Below are 25,878 nucleotides of genomic sequence, written 5' to 3'. Positions count from 1 at the left end.
CCAAGAGAGGAGTCGAAAGAATGAGCTTCAATTTAATTATTACAGTAGCTGGGATTGGGATTTTAGTTGGGGTTTTGGCTTCCGTTTTAAATCAATCCGGAAGAGGGGAAATGGCTCAAGGTGTAACCATTATCGGCGTGATTGTGGTTCTCTATATAGTGGTACAATCCATCGCAGAATTATTTACCTTAGTAAAAAGCGTTTTTAACCTATATTAGGGGGACAAGATGTGGAAATATGGCAAATCGTCGGACTAGCCCTTATTGTCACCATCATAAGTGTTGTTTTAAAACAGTTCCGTCCTGAAATAGCGTTACAACTTTCTATTCTCGCCGGTGCCACTATATTTATCCTGATTTTGAGCAAAATCAAAGTCATTATTGACCTGCTGCAAACGTTGGCGGATCAAGCCAATATAAGTTCTTATTATTTAATGATTGTCTTAAAAATTGTGGGTGTGGCCTATTTGGCCGAGTTTGGAGCCCAAATTTGTCGAGATGCAGGCGAAGGAGCCTTGGCGACAAAAATTGAGATTGCTGCCAAAGTTGGGGTTATAGTTTTAGCGTTGCCAATTATTGTTGCCATAACAGAATCCTTAGTGAGACTTGTTCCGTGAGGTGGTGATGCATTTGAGGGTAGCTATAATTAAAGTGATTCTTTTCCTTATTGTCTTATTGAGTGGGACAACTCCTAGCGTGTTTGCCGCTGAAATCCCCTCACAGCAGCTGCCTAAGGTGGAACTTTCCCGACAGATTGATTTAAGTCAACTGCGGGGCTTTCTGGACCAACTGGATCGGGATGCCCAAAGTGGAACCGGTTTTTCCTTAAGTCAAATGTTTGAGGATTTAAAGAGCGGAACATTAAACTTATCACCTGAGAAATTTGGTCAGTTACTGCTTGGAATTTTAGCTCGCCAAATATCTGCTAATGTTCCTTTAATTGGAAAACTGCTCGTGCTCGCAGCCTTAGGAGGAATTTTAAATCAACTCCAAACTGCCTTCAGCGGAAATGTTGGCAAAACAGCTCAAGTTATGACATATCTTGTTCTTCTGAGTATAGCGCTTACCTCTTTTCGTGAGGCCTTGACTATTGCATCGGGTGTTATTGATCAAATGGTAGGGTTAATGCAAACCTTGTTTCCGGTGATGATGACGTTATTAATTACTATGGGAAATCTCACCAGTGCAGCGCTCTTTAAACCGCTTATCTTGGGGAGTTTGACTGTCTTAGCAACAATTATTAAAACGGTTATTTTACCGCTCTTTTTTCTGGCTGCCGTATTAAAGCTTTTTAATCAAATCTCTAAGGAGTTCAAACTCAGTAAGCTGGCAGGACTCTTTGAATTTGTAGGAAAAATTTCCTTAGGTGTGATCCTGACAATATTTATCGGCATTATGACTGTTCAGGGAGTCACGGGAGGAGTAGCCGACAGTGTCGCATTTAGAACAGCCAAATATTCGGCTGATCTTGTTCCGGTGGTAGGGAAGTTTTTTAAGGATGCCGTAGAATTAGTCATAACTTCAGGGCTGTTGTTAAAAAATGCAGTGGGAATTGTTGCCTTGCTGGCAATTATCGTAATTTGCCTAGGTCCCCTGCTTCGGCTTTTAACCATGATCCTTGTGTTTCGAATTTCTGCTGCTTTAATAGAACCGCTTGGGGAAAAGGCCTTGGCAGACAGTCTTCAGGATATGTCTAAAAGTTTAATCTTTGTTTTGGTAACTGTTGCTTCGGTGGGAATTATGTTTTTTATGACAATTGCGGTGGTAATCGGAACAGGAACATTATCTGTAATGTTGCATTGAGGAGGAGATAGGGTGCAGACGCTGCAAAACCTGGTGCGGAATTTAGCGTTGATCTTGCTTATGGCAACCTTTCTGGAAATGCTTTTACCGAATAAATCCATGCGGGGATTTGTGCAAATGGTTATGGGGTTGTTTGTAATTTCAGCAGTACTTTCTCCTATTACGACCTTTTTACATACCCCGCTGGCAATGGGAGTGCCTGCTTGGAGTGCTTCAGTACCCCAAGACCTGCCAACAATCGCCGAAGGACAGGAGATGAATGTCGGGCGGGATGCTGTGCAGGGACAATACCAGCAAATTCTCGAAAACCAGATAAAAGCATTGGCCCTTGGGACAAAAGACGTTAAATCTGCCGTCGTGGTTATAAAATTTGCAGAGGGTGGAGGGGGTATGACCGATCAGCCAAAGATTTCGAACATTAATGTAACGTTATCGTTAGATAAAGCTGGAATACAACCCGTTCAACCCATAGAAATAGGATCACAGCCTGATGTCAAATCGCAATCTTCTCGATGTGAAGAAGTACGAGATAAAATTTCGGCCTTAATGAGCTTGCCGAAAGACCTAATTCATGTTCGAGAAACTTAAAATGTTAGTTTGGAAGGAGGCAGCAATTTGTGAATCTGACAAAATATATTTCTTCGGAAAAAACTTTAGTGGGGTTAGTAGCACTCGTCGCTATAGGCATGTCCTTTATCTATTTGGGCAAAGGTCCGGAAAATCCTATGTCCAAAACGCAAGCCGTGCCTACAAGCTCGTCGATAGCAGCCTCAGGTTCGAAAATCACTGCTTTGGAAAAAGAATTAGAGAACAAACTTCAAGCGAATTTATCATTAATGGATGGTGTAGGTAAAGTTCAGGTATCCGTAAGTTTAGCAACGGGACTGAAGACCGAATATGCCCGCAATCAAAATGTCACGAAGAACACATCTAAAGAGACGGATAAAACAGGAGGAACTCGAGAAACTACACAGGTTACGGAGAACAATCAAGTAGTTATGCCCAATGGTTCCTCTCAGCCGGTTATGGTGATGGAAGACCGTCCTGAGGTAGCTGGAGTACTAGTAATTGCCGAGGGGGCTCGTGATCCTAAGGTAAGGGAAGCGATTCATACGTCAGTTCAAACTCTCTTGAGTATTCCCAGCGCTAAAATTACTGTGGTTCCAATGGGGGGAGAATAATGTGAAGAGTAAACTGCGCAAGCCTCTAATTATCATAAATAATTTTCTGCAATTATGGAGAGTATTGGGATTGGCTGTTTGTTTAATCATAATTTTTGGGGCGTTATGGGTTTGGATTAATAGCCCACGGCATGTGGCTGCAGCGAAGCCGACAACCAAATCTTCTTCATCGCTTGTTGATTCGTCAATTAAAATCCAATATGAGACCATTCAGCCGAATGGAACCGGAGAAAACTATTTTGTAAATTATCGTTTAAAGAGAGATCAGTTTCGGCAGGAAACGAAATCAATGATCTCAGAATTGCTGGATTCAACGGTGGAAAAAACTAAAATTCAAGCTCAGGAACAATGGCTGGCACTTAGTTCGAAGATTGAAAAAGAAGATGAAATCGAAAATCTCTTAAAGATCAAGGGATTTAAAGATCTGGTTACAGATGTCTGCCCAGATAATGTAACAGTGATTGTTTATTCTTCAGGTTTAACGCCTAACGAAATCAGTCTTATTCAAGAGGTTGTTGTGCGAGTTACAAAAGTAAGTTTGGATAAGATTATGATATCAACAAAACAGTGAGTGAATAAATCCCTCAATAAAAATTCAAACTCATGAGCAGGAAAATCAACATTGAGCACGAATCTACTATAGATTGGGCTGAAGTCTCGGGGCTAAAGTCCTGGTTAAAGGAGAGAAACTCCGAATGAAAAGAATCTTAATTGCGGATGATGCTAGCTTTATGCGCTTAATGATCGGCGAAATTCTAGCACGTAAAGGTCTTCCCGAAACTTTGGAAGCTGAAAACGGTTTGCAAGCTGTTGAGCTCTTTAGAACTTATAGACCCATTTTAACGATTTTGGATATCACTATGCCGGAACTTGACGGTCTGGCTGCACTTGAGGAAATATTAAAGATTGATCCCTCAGCCAAAGTAATCATTTGTAGTGCCGTAGCCAGTGAAGCTACGGTATCTGATGCTTTACAGCGGGGAGCGGCAGATTTTATTTCAAAACCTTTCCGCCCAGATGAACTGTTGCGAATTGTGAAGAAGTACCTTGAGTGAATTTGTTCAGCCAAAGCTGAACATCGGGACTTCACTGGCGAAAGTGTCCTCTGGACTCTACCCCCCACTGAAGCAAGGTATGGGAACCACTTCCCCTTGTAGAAGTGGGAGTTTTACGATTGAATGAAAAAGTTTAAGCATTAAAAAGCTGCCACTGGCGTGACAGCTTTTTAATGCTGGATCATGCTGATATATAGCAACTGAATTTTTCCGTAGGGAAGTAAAATACAATATACTTTACATTCTTGCGTTGAAAATAGCAACGCTGCCCCATATAATAAGAGATATGTTTTACTTAGGTAAAGTATCGTCTTAAATAAGATAAAAAAAACAACTTAAGAGAGGGGCAACGGCAGTGAAACCGATTAAAATTACAGATACGACACTAAGGGACGCTCATCAAAGCCTTTGGGCTACTCGTATGCGTACAGAGGATATGCTGCCGATTTTAGAAGAGCTGGACGAGGCAGGGTATTTTTCTCTGGAAGTATGGGGAGGAGCCACCTTTGATGTTTGTCTGCGATTTTTAGGTGAAGATCCCTGGGAACGCCTGCGGGAGATTAAACGTCGGGTTCGTAAGACTCCTTTACAAATGCTGCTTAGGGGGCAGTCCCTAGTAGGTTATCAGCACTATCCCGATGATGTGGTACGAGAGTTTGTCTCTCTCAGCGTAAAAAACGGCATTGATATTATTCGGATTTTTGATGCACTCAATGATGTGAGAAATATGGTTGTTCCCATGGAAGCGGCTAAAAAGGCAGGAGCTCATGTTCAAGCATCTGTTGTTTATACCATGAGTCCTGTACACACCATTGATCATTATCTGGAAACTGCCACAGCCCTTGCGGAACTGGGCGCAGATTCCATTTGTATAAAGGATATGGCTGGACTTCTGACACCCTTTAAAGCTTACGAGTTAGTTTCCCTCCTGAAAAAGAAACTGGGAATTATGGTTCATCTGCACAGTCATTATATTGGCGGAATGGCTGTTGGAGCATATTTAAAGGCCGCAGAAGCCGGTGTTGATGTTATCGATACGGCGAGTGTTCCTTTAGCGTTTGGAGCAAGCCAGCCGCCAGTGGAAACAGTAGTTCGAGCTTTTCAAGATTCCGACTACGACAGCGGTTTGAATCTTAGACATTTGTTCCATATTTCGAAGTACTTTGAAGCTTTGCGCAAAAGCCGCGGTTTTGAACGTGGGATCACACGAATTACAGATATGAGGGTTTTCGAACATCAAGTTCCTGGAGGAATGATTTCGAATTTAGTCTCTCAATTGGAAGAGCAAAGGGCTCTTGACCGTATTCATGACGTGTTGGAGGAAATTCCTAAGGTTCGGGCAGAGTTGGGCTATCCGCCTCTGGTCACTCCTACAAGTCAAATTGTTGGAACTCAGGCTGTATTAAATGTTCTAAGCGGGGCAAGATATAAATTAGTGCCTGGTGAAGTAAAGGCTTATGTTCGCGGTTTGTATGGCCGTCCGCCGGCTCCAATGAATCTTGATATACAAAGAAAAATCATTGGTGACGAGGAGCCTATGACTATACGTCCGGCAGATAGTTTAGAACCGGGGATGGAGAAAGCCGAACGGGATAGTTTAGGGTTAGCTAATTCCCCCGAGGATGTTATGAATTTTGCTATGTTTCCTCAAATTGCTAAGAAGTTTTTTGAAGATAGAAAAAAGGGCATTCTTCCTAACAGGGAAATTCAAACTGGCACCAATGTGCCTAAGGATACAAAGGCTGCGAGTGAAATGTGGAAGATGGGATTATCTAAGGAGGATTTAAAAATGAACTTGAAGGAAATTAAAGAATTAATTAAGATAATCGACGATACGGAGATAAGTGAGTTAAATCTGGAAAGTGATGGGGTGAAAATAGCTATTCGCAAGGGGACAAACTCGCAATCTTGTGTCCCGGTTGCCGCACCTGTCCGGCAGGAAGTTAAAACAAGTGTTGCGGTGACCCCCAATGTCCAGGCTGAGGTAAGCAGCGAAGAACCTCTTGTTTCTTCAGATATAGCGAAGCGGGAAAATATCGAAACCATAACTGCTCCCATGGTAGGAACCTTTTATCATGCTTCAGCGCCGGATGCGGATCCTTTTGTTGAAGTAGGACAGCAAATCAGCATCGGGCAGCCTGTTTGTATTATTGAAGCTATGAAATTGATGAATGAAATCGAATCGGATGTAGAAGGAAAGTTAATTGAAATTCTTGTCGAGAACGGGCAACCGGTAGAATATGGTCAGCCGCTGTTTATCATCGAAAAATAAGGAGTAGAGGCATGTTTAAAAAAATCCTGGTTGCAAATCGAGGAGAAATTGCCCTTCGTGTCATTAGGGCCTGTCATGAATTGGATATTGAAACTGTCGCCGTGTTTTCTGAAGGAGATCGAGAAGCTTTACACGTGAAGGCCGCAGATGAGGCGGTGTGTGTTGGACCGGTTGCAAGCTCTAAAAGCTATTTGAATATTCCTAATATCATTAGTGCGGCCGAATTAACAGGTGTTGATGCGATTCATCCCGGTTATGGATTTTTATCTGAAAACGCTCGTTTTGCTGAGATTTGTGAGTCTTGCGGAATAACCTTTATTGGACCATCCTCGCAAGCCATAGAGATGATGGGCGATAAGGCCATAGCCCGAAAAACGATGATTGATTCAGGAGTACCGGTTGTTCCGGGATCAAAGGACATTATTAAAGACCTGCACACGGCCGAAACAGTTGCTGAAAGTATCGGTTATCCAGTTTTAATAAAAGCCTCAGCAGGAGGCGGGGGTAAAGGAATGCGAGTTGCTCAGAATGTTAAGGAGCTGAGTAAAGCAATTCAAGCTGCTCAAACAGAGGCTCAGGCGGCTTTTGGCAACTCCGATGTTTATCTGGAAAAATATGTCGAAGAACCCAGGCATATTGAAATTCAAATCCTGGGGGATAAATATGGTGAAGTTGTACATCTGGGAGAAAGAGATTGCTCTCTGCAGCGCCGTCACCAGAAGCTCTTGGAAGAATCACCGTCCAGCGCCTTAACTCCTGAATTGAGGGCTAAAATGGGTGCTGTTGCCGTGAAAGCTGCCAAATCGGCAAATTACTCCAATGCCGGGACCATTGAGTTTTTGCTTGATCGCCATGGGAATTTTTATTTTATCGAAATGAACACCAGGATCCAGGTTGAGCATCCGGTCACAGAACTTGTAACAGGTCTTGATTTGGTGAAAGAACAAATTCGTTTAGCGGCAGGAGAACCATTAGGCTATACGCAGGCGGATATTGAAATTCGCGGCTGGGCCATTGAGTGCCGAATTAATGCTGAGAATCCAGACAAAAATTTCATGCCTTCACCGGGTACGCTGAAACTGTATCATGCTCCCGGAGGGCCGGGAGTCCGAGTGGACAGCGCTGCTTATCAAGGTTATGCGGTCTCCCCTTACTACGATTCTATGGTTGGAAAGCTGATCGTTTGGGGGGCTACCAGACAGGAAGCTATCCAGAGGATGAAACGTGCCCTTGAGGAATTTGTAATTGAAGGAATTCATACCACCATACCATTCCATTTAAAAGTTTTAGAGAACGCCTTTTATCGGCGCGGGGAAGTTTATACGAATTTTATTCAGCGTCGTATTCTTGGAGAATAGGTCTAATGGATTTTACAAGCACAGATAAAACTTAATTATTGATTCTTAATCGAGGGTATCTTCAAAGATGTAAACAATAATCTTTGCCAGAATGCCCTTGATTTGTTATAATAGCAACGATTAGAGGATACTTGGGTTTATCTTTTTGCTGATCTGATCGAGGTCTTGGGTTAACTCTAACTCGGATTTGAACTTATATGAATATTGATTTGCAGCGGGAGGTGTAAATAGTGGAAAGTCTTGAAACGGAGAACTCCTTGGGGTCCATCCGTATTGCCGATGAGGTTGTGGAGGTCATTGCTGGATTAGCAGCTTCAGAAGTTGAGGGTGTCGTTGGTATGAGCGGAGGATTTGTAGGGGACCTTGCGCAAATGTTAGGGCGAAATAAAAATTTATCCAAAGGGGTTAAAGTCGAGGTTGGCGAACACGAGGTTGCCGTAGATCTTTTTATTGTTGTGGAGTATGGAGTATCGATTCCGGAAGTGGCTTATAAGGTTCAAGAGGCCGTTAAGGATGCCATTGAAAGTATGACCGGACTGAGGGTTGTGGAAGCAAATGTACATGTACAAGGGGTTAACTTCAAATCGGTATCGGAAAGCAAAGAAGAAGACTTCCGTCTGAAGTAAAAAAGGCCCCCCCTGGAATTCCAGGGGGGGTTTCTGAAAGGAGGACGACACTTGTTAGCCTTTATTTTGGGAGTTCTCATGGTTCTGGGGGCACTTTGGATATTTGCCATGGCCACTGGGTGGGGACTCCCTTATATGTTATTGCTTCAGGGACTCCACTGGCTTAAATGGAATCCTTGGGAGAGTTTAGCGGCGGCCGCTTTCTTGCTTTTAGGGGGATTGCTCCTGCTCCTAAAACCGCATGATAACTCTAATCGCACCTTCCAAACACCTTCAAGCGGAGGGGAGGTTCGAATTTCCCAGGAAGCACTTGAAGAGATTATTGCCCGCAGTGCGAAAGCGCTTACTGGTGTCATGGAGATTCAATCAAAGTTCAGGGAGCGTGATGCAGGTCTTCAAATTACTGTCTCATGCCAATATGAGCAAGGAGTTTTAATACCTCAGCTGTCAAAAGAGCTGAAAGAAAAAGTAAAAGAGGATGTTGAACTTTATACTGGAATCAGAGTAACAGAGGTGAAAGTGCTGGTGCGGCGCTTGGAAAAAGTGCACACGGCACGTGTTCGATGAGTAATTTTTGGCAAAGCATAGGAGAGAAAATCTCTGGGTTTGTCATGTGGGCCTTAGAACATCATCCTGGTAAATTTATTGGAACTGTTAGTGGCTTTGCGTTGGGGCTATTGATGGTGACTCTAGGTTTTTGGCGCACAGTGGTACTTGTATTTTTTGTTATTCTGGGATTTATAATAGGTAAACGCCAAGATGATCATCAGGATATTATGACTTGGCTGGAAAAAACAATAAACAAGTAGTAGGAGGAATAATCCTTGAGCCGTAGATTAGCTCGTGAAACGGCATTACAGGTGCTGTTTCAAAAAGACCTGACAAAAGAAGCTCTGAAAACTTCAGCAGAAGTTGAGCGCTGGGCGGAAGAATTTAAAGTACCGGAGATCAGTAAGATTTTTGCGCAAGAACTTGTCGATGATACAATTGCTCATTTAGAGGAGATTGATAAAACCATTGCTGCCTTTGCTCAAGGCTGGGCAATTGGGAGAATGGCCAATGTTGACCGCAATGTCATACGTCTAGCTACCTGCGAGATCCTTTTTCGATCCGATATACCAGGCAGAGTGAGTCTTAATGAAGCCATAGAATTAGCCAAATCCTTTGGAGGGGAAGAATCGGCGAAATTTGTCAACGGAATCCTTGATCGAATAGTAGACAGCGTGGCGAAAGGAAATGCTAAAGCGACTGATGGTGGATTGTCGATGCCAAAAAAATCCATGGACTCAATTGCTAATTCGAAGGATTTTAAATCACCGAGTGGCAGCTAATTATATTAATTTTCTTATGAGTTTAAATACTTTAATAAATGATTTTTTTATATACATTTTATTAAACTATTTTTGAAGGATATTGACCTGAAGATATCGAATAAATAACTAAATATAAGTTAATTACTATGGACATTGAGGAGGAGTCAAATGTACCGTATTGTTAAAAAAAGACTTTTGGCTCAAGGTATAGCCTTGCTGGAAGTTGAAGCTGCGGCTGTAGCTGCTAAGGTTGAGCCCGGACAATTCGTAATTGTCCGGGTTGATGAGGTTGGCGAGCGAATTCCGCTGACTGTCATGGATTATAATCGTGAAAAAGGAACAATTACTATTGTTGTTCAAGATGTGGGATACTCCTCGGCGATCATTACTACGATGAATGAAGGCGATGCGTTCCAAGATTTCGTCGGCCCCTTGGGAGTTGCTTCTGAAATTGAAAACTATGGTACAGTTGTATGTATCGGCGGAGGCCTGGGGATCGCTCCGATTCATCCCATTGCTAGGGGATTAAAGGCTGCCGGCAATCATGTAATTTCGGTGTTGGGTTCCAGGAGCGCAGATCTCTTGATTTTGGAAGAAGAAATGCGCGCCGTGAGCAATGAAGTAGTCATTGCTACCAATGATGGCAGTGCCGGTGTAAAAGGATTTGTGACCGATGGTTTAGCAAAAGTCTTAAGCGAAGGGCACAAAATTGCTGCTATTTGGGCAATTGGCCCAATGGTAATGATGAAGGCGGTTGTAGAGTATACTCGGCCTTTAGGTATAAAAACTATTGTCAGCATGAATCCAATTATGGTTGATGGAACTGGTATGTGTGGTGCTTGCCGTATCAGCGTTGGCAATGAGACAAAATTCGCTTGTGTCGACGGTCCTGAGTTTGATGGTCATTTGGTTGATTTTGATTTGGCTATGAAGCGCCTCGCCTTTTACAAAGATGAAGAAAATCGAGCTAAGGCTCGTTTAGAATGTCATCACGAAGGAGGGCATCATTAATGGCCGCGAACAAAATACCCCGTCACGAAATGCCCTGCCAAGATTCAAAGGCCAGAGCGCATAACTTTGAAGAGGTTGCTCTGGGCTATACTAAAGAGATGGCTGTCGAGGAAGCTCAGCGCTGCCTGCAGTGTAAAAAACCGTTATGCCGCACTGGCTGCCCGGTGGAAGTGCTAATTCCAGATTTTATTAAACAAATTGCTGAGGAAAACTTTGAGGAAGCTTCTAAAGTTTTAAAAATCAAGAATTCCTTACCTGCAATATGTGGCCGAGTTTGTCCTCAAGAAAGTCAATGTGAGAGTAAATGTATTCTGGGCATAAAAGGGGAGCCTGTAGCTATCGGACGTCTTGAACGTTTTGCAGCAGATTATGGTATGAAATCGAAAAAAGCTGAGATGGAAAAAACTGAACCGAGCGGAAAACGAGTTGCAATTATTGGTGCAGGACCAGCAGGCTTAGCCTGCGCCGGCGATTTAGCGAAAGCTGGACATGCTGTTACGATTTTTGAAGCGCTGCACGTTGCCGGAGGCGTTCTGATGTATGGTATTCCTCAGTTTCGTCTTCCTAAAGACATTGTGCAAACGGAAATTGATACCTTAAAACAAATGGGAGTTGAAATCCTCACCAATCAAGTTGTGGGAAAAGTAACTTCTGTAGATGAACTAATGGCAAACGGCTATGATGCCGTATTCATCGGCACAGGTGCAGGCTTGCCCTATTTTATGAATATCCCTGGAGAAAATCTCAATGGTGTATATTCAGCTAATGAATTTCTGACCAGAACGAATTTAATGAAGGGATATAAATTCCCGGACTATGCAACCCCTGTTAAAGTCGGAAAGAATGTGGCAGTTCTCGGCGCCGGAAACGTGGCCATGGATTCAGCGCGTACAGCGCTGCGTTTGGGTGCTGAAAATGTTTATATCATTTACCGTCGCTCACGTGACGAAATGCCGGCTCGGAAAGAAGAGCTTGAACATGCTGAGGAAGAAGGAATTCAATTCCGTCTTTTGACGAATCCTGTTTCCATTGAAGGGGATGAACGGGGCTGGGTGAAAAGTTTAACTTGCCTACGTTATGAACTGGGAGAACCGGATGCATCCGGACGACGCGCCCCGGTACCTATTGCTGGTTCGGAATTTGAGATTGAAATGGATACTGTCGTCGTAGCGATTGGACAAGGACCTAATCCGTTAGTAACGACATCGACACCTGGCTTAGAATTAAATAAGCGCGGTAATATTGTCGCAGATCCAGAGACACTAATGACTTCGAAATCTGGCGTTTTCGCCGGCGGAGACATTGTTACAGGTGCAGCGACAGTTATTCTGGCCATGGGTGCCGGTAAAAAGGCTGCTGCCGGTATTGATGCTTACCTAAAAACGAAATAATACTAAATTTTTAGGCTGAATTTTGTTTGTCAAACGAATTCAGCCTAAATTCGATTAAAAGATTTCAGTCTTTTTATAATATTACAACTAATAGGCCCGAATTAACTTGTGATGGGTGGTATACAAGGTATAGCCGAAATTAATGAGGGGAGTGTGTCAATTGGCGCAACTACTAGATGGAAAGGCAGTAGCAAAAGTTCTGAAAGAAGAAATTCGTGAGGAGATCGTTCAGTGGAAAGAAAAAGGTATCCGACCAAAGCTCGCAGTAATCTTGGTTGGAGATGATCCGGCATCCGTAGTTTATGCTCGGTCAAAGCAAAAAGTCAGTGAAAGTCTGGGCATGGCCTTCGAATTGTTTGTTATGTCTGGAAGTACGCCTGAAGCTGAAGTTCTGGCTCAAATCGAAAAACTTAACCAAGATCAGAATGTCCATGGGATAATGATTGAGCTCCCTCTTCCCAAAGGTATTGCCAAAGAAAAAATCATGGCAGCTGTTCGCCCGGATAAAGATGTTGACGGGGTACACCCGATTAATCGAGGTTATATTTTAAGCGGTGAGGAAGGATTGTTCCCGGCTACTCCACAGAGTTGTATTGAGCTGCTTATTCGTTCAGGTGTACAAATTGCGGGCAAGCATGTCGTCATCGTTGGCCGTGGAGAAACGGTTGGTAAGCCGTTAGTATTCTTAATTCTAAAACATAACGCAACCGTAACCATTTGCCATTCTAAAACACCGGATCTTGGTGCCTTTACTCGCCAGGCAGATATCGTCATCGCTGCAGTCGGACGTGCCAAATTAATTAAGAAGGATATGATTAAACAAGGTGCCATTGTTGTTGATGCAGGAATTAATGAAACACCGGAAGGAATTTGCGGAGACGTGGATTTTGAGGCCGTCAAAGAGGTAGCTGACCTGATTTCTCCTGTTCCCGGCGGAGTTGGCTCTTTAACAACAGCTTTGATCATGCGCAATGTTCTTAAAGGAATTGTCTTGCAAGGAGGTAAGCGATAATGGACTTGAATCAAATCTGGCAATGGACAACAGAGGAATTTTTAACGGTATCCGCCAGTTCTTCGCCAACGCCGGGTGGAGGAAGCGTTTCTGCGTATGTTGGCGCTCTTGCTGCTTCAATGACATGTATGGTCGCTAATCTTACCATTGGCAAGGAGAAATATAAAGAGGTTGAGCCAAAGGTAAAAGAGATTTTAGTACAGGCGGAAATGGTTCTGGACCTCTTAAAAAAAGGACTCAGTCAAGATATAGCCGAGTTCTCGAATTTTATGGCGGTATTAAAATTACCAAAGGGTACTGAAGAAGAAAAAGTTATGAGGGCTAATAAGCTGCAGGAAGTATTGGTTTCGGCTACCAATACCCCGCTGGGAATTGCCCAAAATTGTTTTAAAGTTTTACAATTGGCTCAAGAATTAGCGCCAATTGGAAATAAGGGCGCCATTAGTGATGTAGGAGTCGCTGCTTATTTGGCAGAAAACGCTCTGAAATCGGCGATGCTTAGTGTCGATATTAATCTGCCTCAGATAAAAGATCAGGAATACCAAGAAAGAGTTAAGGCCGAACGGACTCGGTTATTTGAACAGGCTGCTGCAATTTGTGCAGAAACTGTTGCCGTGGTACAAAGCAGACTTTAAGAGCGAAAATAAGTTAAAGGCACTACAGGTATTGATTTTCATATCTGACGCTTATGACTGACCAATAATGATTAATAAACAAAGCCATGCATTTAAGTGGATGATTTAAGCCACTATTTATGCATGGTTTTGTTTTGAGAGGGCGCTTAATGCATTTTGCAACGGCCGCTTTGTTTGTGGTAAGACCCAACAAATACGAAGTCATTCAGGTTTGAACTAATCTGTTGTTTTTAGTGAGGTCCGGAAAGCTTGACTCGATCCGCTTTTCTAATGGTATAATGATTTTGAGGTGAAGGTTGTGCCCAAAATATGGTCGGTATCTGAACTTGTGGGTCAAATCGGTCAAGTTCTTCAGGAACAAAAAGATTTTCAAAATTGTTGGATCAGCGGGGAGCTTTCGAACTTTAAGAATCATCGTGCCTCCGGGCATTGGTATTTCACCTTGAAGGACGAGTTTTCCAGTTTAAAAGCCGTTATGTTTAAAAGTCGTTCAGAAAGAGTTCGTTTTGCCCCGTCTGATGGATTGAAAGTCCTGGTACGCGGCAATCTGCGCATTTATGATCGTGAGGGAACGGTACAATTTTATGTTGAGGAAATGGAACCAAGTGGTCTAGGACAACTCTACTTAGCCTTTGAGCAGCTAAAAAAAAAGCTGGCCGCAGAGGGATTATTTGACCCTGCGCGAAAAAAAAAGATTCCTGCTTATCCTCGCAGTATTGGGATTGTAACCAGCCCAACAGGAGCAGTTATTCGAGATATAATAAATGTTATGGGGCGACGTCATCCAAAGCTTTCATGGGTTTTGGCACCTGCTGCTGTACAAGGTGAATTGGCTCCGCAAGAAATTGCCCAGGCAATTGATCGTTTAAACCGTTCAGAAGCAGTTGACGTTATTATTATCGGACGAGGCGGCGGCTCTCTCGAGGAATTGTGGGCCTTCAACACGGAAATTGTTGCAAGGTCAATAGCGGCCTCCCGAATACCCATTATCTCGGCAGTTGGACATGAGACTGATGTAACTATATCTGATTACGTGGCAGATTTGAGAGCTCCAACTCCCTCGGCAGCGGCTGAACTCGCTGTTCCCATACTGGTTGATTTGCAGCTGCAAGTCGAGCAATTGCGGACTCGTTTGAAGAATGGTTTAGAAGCGCAAATTGAGCGTAAACGCCAACAGCTTGCGGGGATCGCTAATAAGGGCCCGCTTAAGGATCCGTTTTGGAGAATAGACCAGAATCGCCAGCGTTTGGATAGCCTTCACATGCGTCTTCAGGAAGGCATGACTAGATTTGTCAATGATAAAAATGGTATACTAAATTTATTGGCGGCAAAACTGGATTTACTAAGTCCGTTGGCGATCTTAGGCCGAGGTTATTCTTTGGCCTATAATGAAGAAGGAAAACTTCTTCGTTCGGCTGCAAATGTCGAGTTACTGGAACAGATTCGCGTTCAGTTAAGTGAGGGACGGTTGGTCTGCAAGGTAACAGAGAAGGAGATTGAATAATATGGATGAGGAGCTTCTCAATTTTGATATATCAGAAGAAAGAGATGCTATTTCTTTGGAAACTGGATTTGAACGATTAGAATCCCTTGTTAAGGCCCTTGAACAGAAAGACCTTCCTTTGGAAAATGCTTTGAACTATTTTAAAGTTGGTGTTGCTCTCGTCCAACATTGTTCTAGGGTGCTAAATCAGGCGGAGAAACAAATGCAGGTTTTACTTGAAGATCCTGATGGACAACTTCAGATTCAGCCCATTAGTTTCGATGTGAAAGGATGAGAGAGAAGTGTTCCAGGAAACCTTTCAACAGTATCTAGCTGTGATTGAGAAGTATCTTGCTCAAATGCCCTGGGGCAAGGATAAACTAAGTGAAAGCATGTCCTATTCTCTGGTTGGAGGAGGTAAGCGTATCCGGCCAGTTTTAGCTTTAGCTTCGGCGAAAGCAGTGGGGGGAGATCCGGAAAAAATTTTACCCGCCGCTATAGCTCTGGAGTTAATTCATACGTATTCTCTAATTCATGATGATCTGCCGGCAATGGATAATGATGACTATAGAAGGGGAAGATTATCTAATCATAAGGTTTTTGGAGAGGCCAATGCAATTTTGGCAGGGGATGGGTTGTTAACCTATGCTTTTGAATTTCTCGCCGATCCAGTTCTTTGTCAACCCGAAAGGCAGCTTCGAGTTATCCGTGAAGTGGCTGTTGCGGCGGGAAAAAACGGTATGGTGGGAGGACAAGTTTTAGATATTGCTGGGGAAGGAAAAAAACTTTCTTTGGCAGAGATCGAAGAAATACATAAAGCGAAGACGGGTGCTTTATTGACAGTTTCTGCTCGTCTTGGCGGGATATTAGCGGGAGGCAGCGAGGAGCAGATTGAGGCTTTAACCAAGTATGCTCAAGCTTTAGGGCTGGCCTTTCAAATAAAAGACGATATTTTAGATGTAATCGGAGACAGCGAGACCCTTGGTAAACCCGCAGGCAGTGATCAACGTCAAGAGAAAGCAACTTACGTCTCGATATTGGGCCTTGAAGAAGCGAAACGCGTGCTGCATGCTCAAATTCAAGGAGCTCAATCCGCCTTAAAGCTGCTGGATAACCGCGCTGAGTTTCTTGGCGATCTCGCTGTTTATATCGAACAACGCCAGCATTGAAAGAGGGTGCTACCATGCCCATTTTTCCAGGAATTTTCTATAACGCGATACTTGTTTCGGCAGTAACGGCTTGGCTTGCTGCCCAACTTTTGAAAGTTGTTATAAACTTAATTGTGGCCGGTAAATTCAACCTTCAACTTATATTAAGTTCTGGAGGATTTCCAAGTTCTCATTCTGCTACGGTCAGTGCCTTAGCTTTGGGGATCGGGAAATATTATGGATGGAATTCTCCAATTTTTGCGGTCTCTGCTGTTTATGGTATGGTTGTTTTATATGATGCTGCGGGAGTCAGGCGAGCAGCTGGCAAACAAGCAGAAGTCCTTAATCAACTGGTTGAGCGATTGTCCCAAGGGTCAGATCTGTCCCAAGCCCGTTTAAAAGAATTAATCGGACACACGCCATTAGAGGTGTTTGGCGGTGTTCTCGTAGGGATTATTGTGGGGCTTTTAATCTGATCAGATATATATTGAGGAGGTTTACGGAACGTTGGCAGTTCGCAAACGTAAAAGCTTGAAGCATCTAAGCTTTGTCTTCATTGGAAGCTTTCTTATTGCAGCCGTTGTTGGGGTCAGTTCAGAGTTATTAATTCGCAAAACCTCATCCTTATGGGTTGCAGCTTTCTTGCTTTTAACCGTAATTGGAGTGCATATTGTTTTCGATATTATAGGGATAGCTGCCACCGCTGCTCAGGAAGCTCCTCACCATGCCAGAGCTGCCAACCGTGTCCAGGGTGCACGTCAAACGGTGTTCCTTGTACGGCATGCAGATTTGGTAGCCAATATGGCGAATGATGTTGTGGGAGATGTTACAGGAACTTTAAGCGGAGTATTGGCAGCGGCAATTGTTATAGATATAGTCCGGTTATATCCGAACTTTGGAACGAAAGAAATTTGGTTAACGACGATTATCTTGGCCTTGGTGGCGTCAATAACTGTCACCGGTAAAGCAATAGGTAAGTCACTGGCTATTCAAGAAGCAAATACAATTATTGCCTGGGTCGGGAGTGTTATTGCTGCTTTCGAACAAATTACGGGTTGGAATCTGACCGGAGCGAATAAACGAGGGGGCAAAAAGGATGGGACTACTCGAAAAAATCCATGAGCCAAATGACTTGGGTTCGTTGGATTTGGCCGAGCTTAACACTCTGGCTCAAGAGATTCGGAAACATATGATTGATGTGATCTCTAAAAATGGCGGACATTTAGCGCCTAACCTTGGAGTCGTCGAATTGACAATAGCACTGCATAGGGTATTTGACAGTCCTAAGGACAAGATTGTCTGGGATGTTGGTCATCAAACCTATGTTCATAAATTATTAACGGGTCGTTTTGACAGATTTTCTACAATACGTCAATATCATGGTATCTCTGGCTTTCCCAAACGCTCTGAAAGTGTACACGATTGCTTTGAAACAGGTCATTCCAGTACTTCTATCTCGGCAGCGGTTGGCTTTGCTAAGGCCCGTGATATTCTGGGTGAAGATCATCATGTGGTCGCAGTAATCGGAGATGGAGCTATGACCGGTGGGATGGCTTATGAGGCTTTAAATCATGCCGGCCATAATGAAACAAATATTATTGTCGTTCTCAATGACAATGAAATGTCCATTTCACCTAATGTCGGAGCAATGTCTTCCTATCTCAATCGTTTAAGAACAGACCCGCTTTATGACAAGCGTAAGGAAGAAATTGAGGAGTTATTGAAACGTATTCCTAAAATAGGTTCGAAAGTTGCTAAAATGGTTGCCAAAGCAAAAGACAGCTTGAAATATTTGTTGGTTCCCGGCTTGCTTTTTGAGGAATTAGGGTTTACCTACTTGGGCCCAATTGAGGGGCATGATCAGGCTCTATTAGAAGAAGTTCTCGATCAGGCTAAGCATAAAAAGGGACCTGTCCTTGTACATGTAGTGACATGTAAAGGAAAAGGATTTAAACCTGCTGAAGAAAACCCTGATGTATTTCATGGGGTGGCTCCCTTTGATCCAGAAACAGGCAAGATTATAAAAAAATCGTCACCACCAACCTATACCGCAATTTTTGGGGATACTCTCTGCCGATTAGCGAAGGATGATCCTAAAATCGTTGCTATAAGTGCTGCCATGCCAAGTGGGACAGGGCTAAAGACTTTTGCGGAAATATTTCCGGAACGTTTTTTTGACGTAGGGATTGCGGAACAACATGCTGTAACGTTTGCCGCTGGTCTAGCTTTTGGAGGACTTAAACCGGTTGTTGCCATTTATTCGACATTCTATCAACGAGCTTATGATCAGGTTCTCCATGATGTTTGTCTGCAAAATGCTCCTGTTGTCTTAGCTATTGACCGGGCAGGAGTCGTAGGCGATGATGGACCAACTCATCACGGTGTTTTTGATATTTCCTTTTTAAGGATTATACCTAATCTTGTTCTTATGGCTCCTAAGGATGAGGATGAATTACGCCATATGATTTTAACGGCCTTGAAGTATGATGGTCCAGTTGCTTTGCGTTACCCGAGATCGGCGGGTCAAGGTGTTTCCCTGACAGAACCCTTGCATGAGATTTCCATTGGCAAGGGGGAAGTGTTGCGAGATGGTAAAGATGTAACGTTGATCGGAATTGGTCCTACGGTACAAATTTGTCTTTCAGCTGCGCAAGAATTGCGTCATAGGGGCATCGAGGCTGCAGTAATCAACTTGCGCTTTATTAATCCGCTTGACCGAGAATTGATCTTATCCTATGCGCAAAAAACCGAAAATTTCGTGACAATTGAGGATCATGTCTTAAAAGGTGGTATGGGCAGCGCTATTCTTGAACTTTTAGAAGAAGAAGGAATTCAGGGAGTTAACGTTGAACGTCTTGGATATACTGGTTTTGTGGAACAGGGATCAATTTCCCAGCTGCATATGGCTCAAGGATTATCTGTTAAGGGAATTATTCAAGCCATTGAGCGTTTGAAAATAGTCGGATCCATCACCCAATCTCCGGATAGAGTGTCTACCGGCAAATGAAGGGACGAAAAGAAACTATTGTCTAAAGGAAAAGAACGTATTGACATTTTAATGGTGAAAAATAATTTGGCAGCTAGTCGGGAGAAGGCTAAAGCCATGATTATGGCCGGAATCGTCTTTGTAGACGGGCAGCGTGTCGATAAACCCGGAGCAGAATTGGCGAATAATTCTCGAATTGAAATAAAAGGAGAAATCTTGCCTTATGTTTCAAGAGGAGGATTAAAATTAGCCAAAGCTGTAGAAACCTTTTCACTTCAATTTACTGACCAAGTCATTGTCGATATAGGAGCTTCCACTGGAGGGTTCACAGATTGTGTCTTGCAAAATGGAGCCAAACGCGTTTACGCTGTAGACGTAGGCTATGGACAGTTAGATTGGAAACTGCGTACTGATCCTCGAGTAATCTCCATGGAACGAGTGAATGCTCGATATTTAACTAAGGATTCTTTGCCGGAACGAGTGGATTGGGTCGTTTCCGACGTGGCTTTTATTTCGATAACCAAGATTTTTACAGCAATGAAAGAAATCTTAAAGGAACAGGGCCAAGTACTCACTCTGATTAAGCCTCAATTTGAAGCCGGAAGAGAATTTGTGGGCAAAAAGGGTGTTGTCAAAGATATTATGGTCCATAAACAAGTTATTATGGATGTTCTCAGTCAAGCGGAAGTTTCAGGTTTCCGCATATTGGGCCTTGAATACTCGCCGATCCGTGGCCCGGAAGGAAATATAGAATATCTTGCTTGGTTAAAACTAGGGGCCTCGTCAGGAATCGATTGGAAGAATGAGCTGGAGTTTGTTGTTGAACATGCTCAGAAAGAGACGGAATAACAAATGGAAAGAGCCGTGGGTTTATGGCTTAATAAGAGCAAACCAGAAGCAACTGTATTGGCTCAGGAGATAAATGACTGGTTTCGGAAACGTTGCTGGGTCGTTTTATCGCAATGGGAAGATATAATTAAACATAAAACGGACTTTTTGATCTCTTTAGGCGGGGATGGTACCCTGCTGGAGGCAGCTCGGGAAGGTGCACCTCACGGAATTCCGGTTATGGGAGTTAATTTCGGGCGACTGGGTTTTTTATGTGAAATCGAGAAAATTGATGTATTTCAGGCTTTAGAAAAGATACTTAACCGGGACTATCAAATTCAGGAACGACTTATGTTAAGGGCTGTGGTTAAACGAAACGACGTTGAAGCATATACACAGCTTGCTCTGAACGATGTGGTTTTTTCACGTGAGAGTCCTGAAGGAATTATCACACTACAAGCTAATTTATCCGGTGAACCCTCTGTTAGCTATCCCGCAGATGGTCTGATTGTGTCAACACCGACAGGCTCTACTGCCTATTCCCTATCGGCAGGCGGTCCAATTCTTAGTCCAAACGTTCAAGCCGTTCTTCTTACACCTTTGGCTGCTCATGCCTTGTCCGCCAGGCCGATGGTTGTCTCGGATCAGGAGGAAATCGAAATTTTTTTGTCCAATGGGGAGCAATGCCTCGTTAGTTTTGATGGTAGAAATAGTATTAAACTTCGTTCGGGTGAATCTGTCATTATTCAAAAAGCTTCTATTCGGGCAAAACTTATTCGCTTAGGTAATCGGAGTTTTCCCCAAGTAGTTCGAGAGAAGTTAAGGGATCGTTGGCACGAAAAGACCTGAGTTGAGAGGTGCGGCAAAATAACGCGGCTCTATATTCTTGAATTGTGTAATGAAACAGGAGGCAAATTGATGAAAGCTCGTCGCCAGATGAAAATTCAAGAAATTATTACTAAGGAGATTATTCGGACGCAGGAAGACCTTGCTGATAAATTACATCAAGCTGGTTTTGAAGTGACTCAGGCAACCGTCTCTCGGGATATTAAGGAAATGGGTTTGACTAAGATTCCTACTGCCGATGATGATTATCGTTATGCGATTCCCACCGAAGTTCATCCGACTAATCTCCAAGACCGTCTTAAACGTTTATTACGAGAAACGGTAATCTCTATCAATGATACAGAAAGCCTGATTGTGATTCGAACGATACCAGGAAATGCACATGCTCTGGCGGCAGTTATGGATAATATGAGTTGGGAAGAAGTTATTGGAACGGTTGCGGGAGATGATACAATACTTCTTGTGATCAAGCCTAAAGAAGTTGTACCAGTAGTTTTGAAACGGCTGACGGACTTGCTCGGTTAGGAGGGATATTATGCTCGAGGAGCTGCATGTCGAAAATTTTGGTTTGATGGAAGATGTCCGTTTATCCTTTCAACAAGGTTTAACGGTATTTACCGGGGAAACTGGGGCCGGAAAATCTATGGTGATTGATGCTTTGGGGGTACTCTTGGGCGGGCGTGCGAGTTCAGATCTTTTGAGGCATGGTGAGAAACAGGCGAAAATTGAAGGGGTGTTCAGCGACTTAGCCCAGGAATGCCTTTTAAGACTGGAGGATGCCGGTTATTCGGCGGAAGATGGTCAACTGTTTCTGTACCGCGAAATCAATTCTTCAGGAAAGAATATTTGTCGTATTCAGGGTCGGACGATTCCCCTTACTCTATATCGCTCACTTTGTGAAGGACTTGTAGATATCCATGGGCAAATCGAAAATTTATCCCTCTTTAACTCCGACAATCACCGTAAACTTTTGGATGCCTTAGGCGGCCTTCAAGATGACGTCCGTCTTGTGAAAAATGCTGCAAGATCGTATCTGGCTGTCCTGCGTGAAGAAAGAGAATTGTCTGTTTCTGAAGCAGATCGGGCCAGCAGGGAAGAAATGCTGCAATATCAGATTGAAGAAATTAATACCATTAATCCCCAGCCTGGTGAGGAAGAAGAACTGGTTCAAGAGAAAAAGCGTTTGAATAATGCTGAACGTATTACGAGCCTGATTTCTGAAGTTTATTCCTTGCTATACGAAGGTTCTGCGGGAAAACCGGCTGCGATTGATTTATTGGCAAGCTCTTTGAAAGCCCTCCAGGAGTTAAAGCGTTGGGATGAGGAACTAAATCTTTCAGAAGTGATGGAGACCATCTATTATGCGGCAGAAGATTTAGCCCATCAAGTCCGCAGCTATAAGGACAACTTGGAATTTGAACCCGGCAGGTTGGACCAGATTGAGGAACGGCTTATTCAACTCTCCAAGTTAAGAAAGTATGGTGCAACCATTGATGAAATCGTAGCCAAGCGAGAAGAGTTGCTCGCAGAACTAGAGCAGATAACTCACTCTCATGAAAAGCAGGTACAAATTCAGGAAGAGAAGGAAAAAGCACGCCAAGCTTATGAGACCTTCGCTGGGAAGCTCAGTGCCAAGAGACGGGACATGGCAGAACTGATTGAAAAAGGTTTGATCGTGGAACTTTCGGATTTGGGTTTAGAAAGAAGTGCTTTCGAGGTGCGCTTTACAGCAATTGAAGAGCCCACCTTAGAGGGAGCGGAAACTCTTGAATTTTACTTTTCTGCTAATCCTGGAGAACCTCCTAAACCACTGAACAAAGTTGCTTCAGGGGGAGAAATGTCTCGTCTGATGCTGGCCTTAAAAAGTATGCTGGCCAAAGTAGAATCAGTAGGTACCTTTATCTTTGATGAAGTGGACAGCGGAGTTGGCGGGAGAACCATTTATAAAGTTGGTGAAAAGTTAGCGAAAATAGCTCAGGATAAACAAGTGTTTTGTATTACGCATGCAGCACAGGTAGCTGCTTTCGCCGAAGTTCATTATGGTATCGTGAAAGAGGTAGACAGCGAAAGAACTCGCACGAGGGTTAGCGTTTTATCAGAAACTGAAAGACTTAAAGAATTGGCCCGCATGCTTGGAGGGGACGAGGAAGATATTACACGCCAGCATGCACAGGAATTGTTTGAACGTTGCCGGAAACAGTCTTAATTTTTCAGTCAAATTAAGTAAAAGCGAGACAAAATGTTAGTGAAAAAAATAAAACAGACTACATAAAGTGGTCTGTTTTTAATTTTGTTGTCTAAGTTACCAATGTTTAAAAATATGGCACGAAATTTACAGGATGAAACATGAGCAATTTGGATAATTTAAGATTGGAATTCACTTCAAATCATTAAAACACTCTAAAACGAGGAAAAAGGAAGAAAATTGGGGAGACTAGAGTGGAGGGTGATAAGTGAGTGAGAAAAGCGAGGATTCTTGTTTTATTCAGTCTCATGTTCTGCACCTTCCTATGTCTGAATCCAGAGTTTCAACAGTTGGTGGAGTTTCCTGAGCAAAATCTTACTCTGAATTTACAAACAGAGCCTCAGTTTCGAGGGTTTTGGTCCAAAATCGTCAAAGAAGAAAAAGAAGTTGTTTCAAATCCAACAATTTCAGTTTCATCTGGTGGGTTAGATTCAAAGATATCGGAAAAAATCGAAGTCGTTTATAAACTGTTTGGGATTTTTCCGATACGATCCGGAGAAATAGAAGTTATGCCTCCTATGAAATTGATTCCAGGCGGTCAATCCATTGGTGTTTCATTACAGACAAAAGGGGTTTTAGTAGTAGGACAAGCAGCCATTGAAGACAAAAATGGTCAAAAAGTGTACCCTGCAAAAGAGGCGGGAATTGAAGTCGGCGATACACTCTTAAAGATTAACAATCAAGAGGTTCGTACAGATCAGGATGTATCTGATGCCGTTAATTTAGCAGGACAACAAAATGGTGTAGCACATGTATTGTTTAAACACCAAGGACAAATTTTAGAAAAACTAATAAAACCTGTTTTTTGTGTGGAAACTGGGCGTTATAGAGTAGGCTTATTTGTTCGGGACGAAGCAGCAGGCGTTGGAACACTTTCTTTTATTGATCCAGCAACAAATCAGTATGGAGCATTAGGGCATGTAATTACGGATGCTGATACTAATCAAAAAATTGAAGTTTATAATGGTAAAATCATGGCTTCAACGATTTATTCAATTCAAAAAGGTAAACGTGGTCATCCCGGCGAAAAGATTGGTTCCTTTGTAACGAATTCACCTTTTTCCGGTACAATTGAGAAAAATACGTTAACTGGAATATTTGGAAAATTGAGAGGCCAAATTGTGAATCCTTTTTATAAAGAGCCAATCCCAGTGGGGTGGGAATCTGAAGTAAAAGTAGGGCCGGCTAAAATTTACACTGTAATTCAAGGGGAAAAAGTTGAGGAATTTAGCATCAATATAGATCGCGTTATGCATAATCGTACCGATAGTAAAAACATGATTGTTCGTGTAACAGACCCACGGCTTCTAGAAGCAACAGGGGGCATTATTCAAGGCATGAGCGGCAGCCCAATAATTCAAAATGGCAAAATTGTCGGAGCAGTTACGCATGTTTTTGTTAATGATGCGCAACGTGGTTACGGAGTGTTTATTCAGAACATGATCAATGAAGGAATCAATAATAAAGTAGCTGCATAGTTCATCACTAGTAAAGAAGTGGCCAGACAGTCACTTCTTTTTTTCTATATTTATCATAATAAAGAAGGAGTCTAGAAAACAATTGTCGAAATTATAGTTACATAATTTATCGAGAATGAGGAGGATCCTGGGATGCAAAGGCCTATACGAGTCTTACTAGCAGATGACAACCGGGAATTTGTTGAAATTGTTAAAGAATTTATTGAACGACAAGAAGATATGACTCTTGTTGGAGTAGCTTATCATGGAAATGAGGCCCTTGAATTAATTGCTCGTGAAGAACCCCATGTAGTACTTTTAGATATTATAATGCCTCATTTAGACGGCTTAGGAGTTTTGGAAAAACTTCAGGTTCAAACTCCCAGACCGAAAATCATTATCTTAACTGCCTTTGGTCAGGAATCTATGACTCAAAGAGCGGTTAGTTTAGGAGCTAACTATTACATACTTAAGCCTTTTGATTTGGAAACCTTAGGAAAGCGCATTCGCCAATTGCAAGATGATTTTCCGGATACTCTTAGTTCTGCCCAACTTTTAAATCCGACTTCAAATAATAAAGTTGTTAGTACTTCCCAAATCTCCCCGAGTATCCTTCCGCCGACCTCCAAAAATCTTGAAGTGGAAGTTACTCGCATGATACATCAAATGGGCGTTCCAGCTCATGTTAAGGGTTATCAATATTTAAGAGATGCAATTGTGAGTGTGGTACAAGAAGTTTCATTACTTGGAGCTGTTACCAAAGAACTTTATCCGATGATTGCCGAGAAATACCAAACGACTCCCAGTCGTGTGGAAAGAGCAATCCGTCATGCCATTGAACTGGCTTGGGATCGGGGAAATGTAGATTTTATGAATCGCTTTTTTGGCTATACCATTAACATTGACCGTGGCAAGCCAACGAATTCCGAGTTCGTAGCGATGGTTGCTGATAAGCTCCGTATGTCGATGATGTATTAGAAGTTGCTTGTGGTAAGGGTTACAGGGTTTAATGTTGCGACAAACTTATTTAAATAGTTATAGAAATGGTTTGTAAACCTACAAACTAGTATAGTTTATTGCAATAAATTTTTTGTCCGCAAACATCTCTAGTTAATATTAATAACTTGGAGGTGTTTTTTGCATATAAAATTATATCAATTGGATTTAGTACTGAAGAACGTTTTGTGCTTTCCATTCTTAAAAACTGAATTAATGTATTATCTATTATT

At 42.7% G+C, this 25,878-nt stretch carries 29 protein-coding genes; all 29 read left to right on the top strand.

Annotated elements, in window-relative coordinates; translation table 11 throughout:
* Positions 1-20 precede the first annotated feature (20 nt).
* The 29 genes from spoIIIAC (at position 21) to spo0A (ending at position 25,627) form a co-directional block, all read left to right on the top strand.
* Complete coding sequence (gene spoIIIAC / locus DEAC_RS08135) at positions 21-218, top strand: stage III sporulation protein AC (protein ID WP_047809561.1); 198 nt, start codon at positions 21-23, stop codon at positions 216-218.
* Positions 219-229: 11 nt separating this feature from the next.
* Positions 230-616: a stage III sporulation protein AD gene (gene spoIIIAD / locus DEAC_RS08130; RefSeq protein WP_047809560.1), complete on the top strand. Its 387-nt coding sequence runs from the start codon at positions 230-232 to the stop codon at positions 614-616.
* A 7-nt stretch (positions 617-623) separates the two neighbouring features.
* The gene (gene spoIIIAE, locus DEAC_RS08125) at positions 624-1,802 is read left to right on the top strand and encodes a stage III sporulation protein AE (protein WP_047809559.1); all 1,179 of its coding nucleotides are present in this window, start codon (positions 624-626) and stop codon (positions 1,800-1,802) included.
* Positions 1,803-1,814: 12 nt separating this feature from the next.
* On the top strand, positions 1,815-2,390 hold the full coding sequence (locus DEAC_RS08120) for a stage III sporulation protein AF (protein WP_047809558.1): 576 nt from the start codon (positions 1,815-1,817) through the stop codon (positions 2,388-2,390).
* A gap of 29 nt (positions 2,391-2,419) precedes the next feature.
* Positions 2,420-2,983, top strand: coding sequence for a stage III sporulation protein AH (locus DEAC_RS08115; RefSeq protein WP_047809557.1), 564 nt, complete (start codon positions 2,420-2,422; stop codon positions 2,981-2,983).
* 1 nt (position 2,984) lies between these two features.
* Positions 2,985-3,554 carry a SpoIIIAH-like family protein gene (locus DEAC_RS08110; protein WP_053006326.1) on the top strand — a complete coding sequence of 190 codons (570 nt, stop codon included), beginning with the start codon at positions 2,985-2,987 and terminating at the stop codon, positions 3,552-3,554.
* Between the two features lie 124 nt (positions 3,555-3,678).
* Entirely contained in the window at positions 3,679-4,038 is a 360-nt protein-coding gene (locus tag DEAC_RS08105) for a response regulator (RefSeq protein WP_047809556.1), read from the top strand.
* Between the two features lie 355 nt (positions 4,039-4,393).
* Complete coding sequence (accB, locus tag DEAC_RS08100) at positions 4,394-6,310, top strand: acetyl-CoA carboxylase biotin carboxyl carrier protein (RefSeq protein WP_047809555.1); 1,917 nt, start codon at positions 4,394-4,396, stop codon at positions 6,308-6,310.
* 11 nt (positions 6,311-6,321) lie between these two features.
* On the top strand, positions 6,322-7,668 hold the full coding sequence (gene accC, locus DEAC_RS08095) for an acetyl-CoA carboxylase biotin carboxylase subunit (RefSeq protein ID WP_047809554.1): 1,347 nt from the start codon (positions 6,322-6,324) through the stop codon (positions 7,666-7,668).
* A 230-nt stretch (positions 7,669-7,898) separates the two neighbouring features.
* A complete protein-coding gene (locus tag DEAC_RS08090) occupies positions 7,899-8,294 on the top strand; it encodes an Asp23/Gls24 family envelope stress response protein (RefSeq protein WP_047809553.1) in 396 nt (131 codons plus the stop codon).
* 51 nt (positions 8,295-8,345) lie between these two features.
* Positions 8,346-8,861, top strand: a complete 516-nt coding sequence (amaP, locus tag DEAC_RS08085) for an alkaline shock response membrane anchor protein AmaP (protein ID WP_047809552.1) — start codon at positions 8,346-8,348, stop codon at positions 8,859-8,861.
* The gene (locus DEAC_RS08080) at positions 8,858-9,103 is read left to right on the top strand and encodes a DUF2273 domain-containing protein (RefSeq protein WP_047809551.1); all 246 of its coding nucleotides are present in this window, start codon (positions 8,858-8,860) and stop codon (positions 9,101-9,103) included. The genes amaP and DEAC_RS08080 overlap by 4 nt, the downstream gene beginning before the upstream one ends.
* Before the next feature lie 15 nt (positions 9,104-9,118).
* Entirely contained in the window at positions 9,119-9,625 is a 507-nt protein-coding gene (gene nusB / locus DEAC_RS08075; RefSeq protein WP_047809550.1) for a transcription antitermination factor NusB, read from the top strand.
* A gap of 150 nt (positions 9,626-9,775) precedes the next feature.
* Positions 9,776-10,618 carry a sulfide/dihydroorotate dehydrogenase-like FAD/NAD-binding protein gene (locus DEAC_RS08070; protein WP_047809549.1) on the top strand — a complete coding sequence of 281 codons (843 nt, stop codon included), beginning with the start codon at positions 9,776-9,778 and terminating at the stop codon, positions 10,616-10,618.
* Positions 10,618-12,009, top strand: coding sequence for an NADPH-dependent glutamate synthase (gene gltA, locus DEAC_RS08065; protein WP_047809548.1), 1,392 nt, complete (start codon positions 10,618-10,620; stop codon positions 12,007-12,009). Before DEAC_RS08070 ends, gltA begins: the two co-directional genes overlap by 1 nt.
* A gap of 160 nt (positions 12,010-12,169) precedes the next feature.
* Positions 12,170-13,021 (top strand): bifunctional 5,10-methylenetetrahydrofolate dehydrogenase/5,10-methenyltetrahydrofolate cyclohydrolase, encoded by an 852-nt coding sequence (locus DEAC_RS08060; RefSeq protein WP_047809547.1) that lies wholly within the window; start codon positions 12,170-12,172, stop codon positions 13,019-13,021.
* Positions 13,021-13,656, top strand: a complete 636-nt coding sequence (locus DEAC_RS08055) for a cyclodeaminase/cyclohydrolase family protein (protein WP_047809546.1) — start codon at positions 13,021-13,023, stop codon at positions 13,654-13,656. The genes DEAC_RS08060 and DEAC_RS08055 overlap by 1 nt, the downstream gene beginning before the upstream one ends.
* Before the next feature lie 298 nt (positions 13,657-13,954).
* Positions 13,955-15,160 carry an exodeoxyribonuclease VII large subunit gene (xseA, locus tag DEAC_RS08050; protein WP_047809545.1) on the top strand — a complete coding sequence of 402 codons (1,206 nt, stop codon included), beginning with the start codon at positions 13,955-13,957 and terminating at the stop codon, positions 15,158-15,160.
* A gap of 1 nt (position 15,161) precedes the next feature.
* On the top strand, positions 15,162-15,434 hold the full coding sequence (gene xseB, locus DEAC_RS08045; protein WP_047809544.1) for an exodeoxyribonuclease VII small subunit: 273 nt from the start codon (positions 15,162-15,164) through the stop codon (positions 15,432-15,434).
* A 7-nt stretch (positions 15,435-15,441) separates the two neighbouring features.
* Complete coding sequence (locus DEAC_RS08040; RefSeq protein ID WP_047809543.1) at positions 15,442-16,308, top strand: polyprenyl synthetase family protein; 867 nt, start codon at positions 15,442-15,444, stop codon at positions 16,306-16,308.
* Between the two features lie 14 nt (positions 16,309-16,322).
* Positions 16,323-16,763, top strand: coding sequence for a divergent PAP2 family protein (locus DEAC_RS08035; RefSeq protein WP_047809542.1), 441 nt, complete (start codon positions 16,323-16,325; stop codon positions 16,761-16,763).
* 31 nt (positions 16,764-16,794) lie between these two features.
* Positions 16,795-17,409: a hypothetical protein gene (locus DEAC_RS08030; RefSeq protein WP_047809541.1), complete on the top strand. Its 615-nt coding sequence runs from the start codon at positions 16,795-16,797 to the stop codon at positions 17,407-17,409.
* Entirely contained in the window at positions 17,384-19,294 is a 1,911-nt protein-coding gene (gene dxs, locus DEAC_RS08025; RefSeq protein ID WP_047809540.1) for a 1-deoxy-D-xylulose-5-phosphate synthase, read from the top strand. The genes DEAC_RS08030 and dxs overlap by 26 nt, the downstream gene beginning before the upstream one ends.
* An 18-nt stretch (positions 19,295-19,312) precedes the next feature.
* Positions 19,313-20,122 (top strand): TlyA family RNA methyltransferase, encoded by an 810-nt coding sequence (locus DEAC_RS08020; protein ID WP_047809539.1) that lies wholly within the window; start codon positions 19,313-19,315, stop codon positions 20,120-20,122.
* A 3-nt stretch (positions 20,123-20,125) separates the two neighbouring features.
* Positions 20,126-20,950 carry an NAD(+)/NADH kinase gene (locus tag DEAC_RS08015; protein WP_047809538.1) on the top strand — a complete coding sequence of 275 codons (825 nt, stop codon included), beginning with the start codon at positions 20,126-20,128 and terminating at the stop codon, positions 20,948-20,950.
* A 69-nt stretch (positions 20,951-21,019) separates the two neighbouring features.
* Positions 21,020-21,472, top strand: a complete 453-nt coding sequence (argR, locus tag DEAC_RS08010; RefSeq protein ID WP_047809537.1) for an arginine repressor — start codon at positions 21,020-21,022, stop codon at positions 21,470-21,472.
* Positions 21,473-21,482: 10 nt separating this feature from the next.
* Positions 21,483-23,153, top strand: a complete 1,671-nt coding sequence (gene recN / locus DEAC_RS08005; protein ID WP_047809536.1) for a DNA repair protein RecN — start codon at positions 21,483-21,485, stop codon at positions 23,151-23,153.
* Between the two features lie 251 nt (positions 23,154-23,404).
* Entirely contained in the window at positions 23,405-24,670 is a 1,266-nt protein-coding gene (gene spoIVB, locus DEAC_RS08000; protein ID WP_047809535.1) for a SpoIVB peptidase, read from the top strand.
* Positions 24,671-24,802: 132 nt separating this feature from the next.
* Complete coding sequence (spo0A, locus tag DEAC_RS07995; protein WP_047809534.1) at positions 24,803-25,627, top strand: sporulation transcription factor Spo0A; 825 nt, start codon at positions 24,803-24,805, stop codon at positions 25,625-25,627.
* The last annotated feature ends 251 nt before the right edge of the window (positions 25,628-25,878 follow it).

It is taken from the genome of Desulfosporosinus acididurans, from assembly GCF_001029285.1.
GTDB classification, from domain to species: Bacteria; Bacillota; Desulfitobacteriia; order Desulfitobacteriales; family Desulfitobacteriaceae; genus Desulfosporosinus; species Desulfosporosinus acididurans.
Note: the sequence above shows the minus strand (reverse complement) of the source record. Positions and strands in the feature narration are given on the sequence as shown.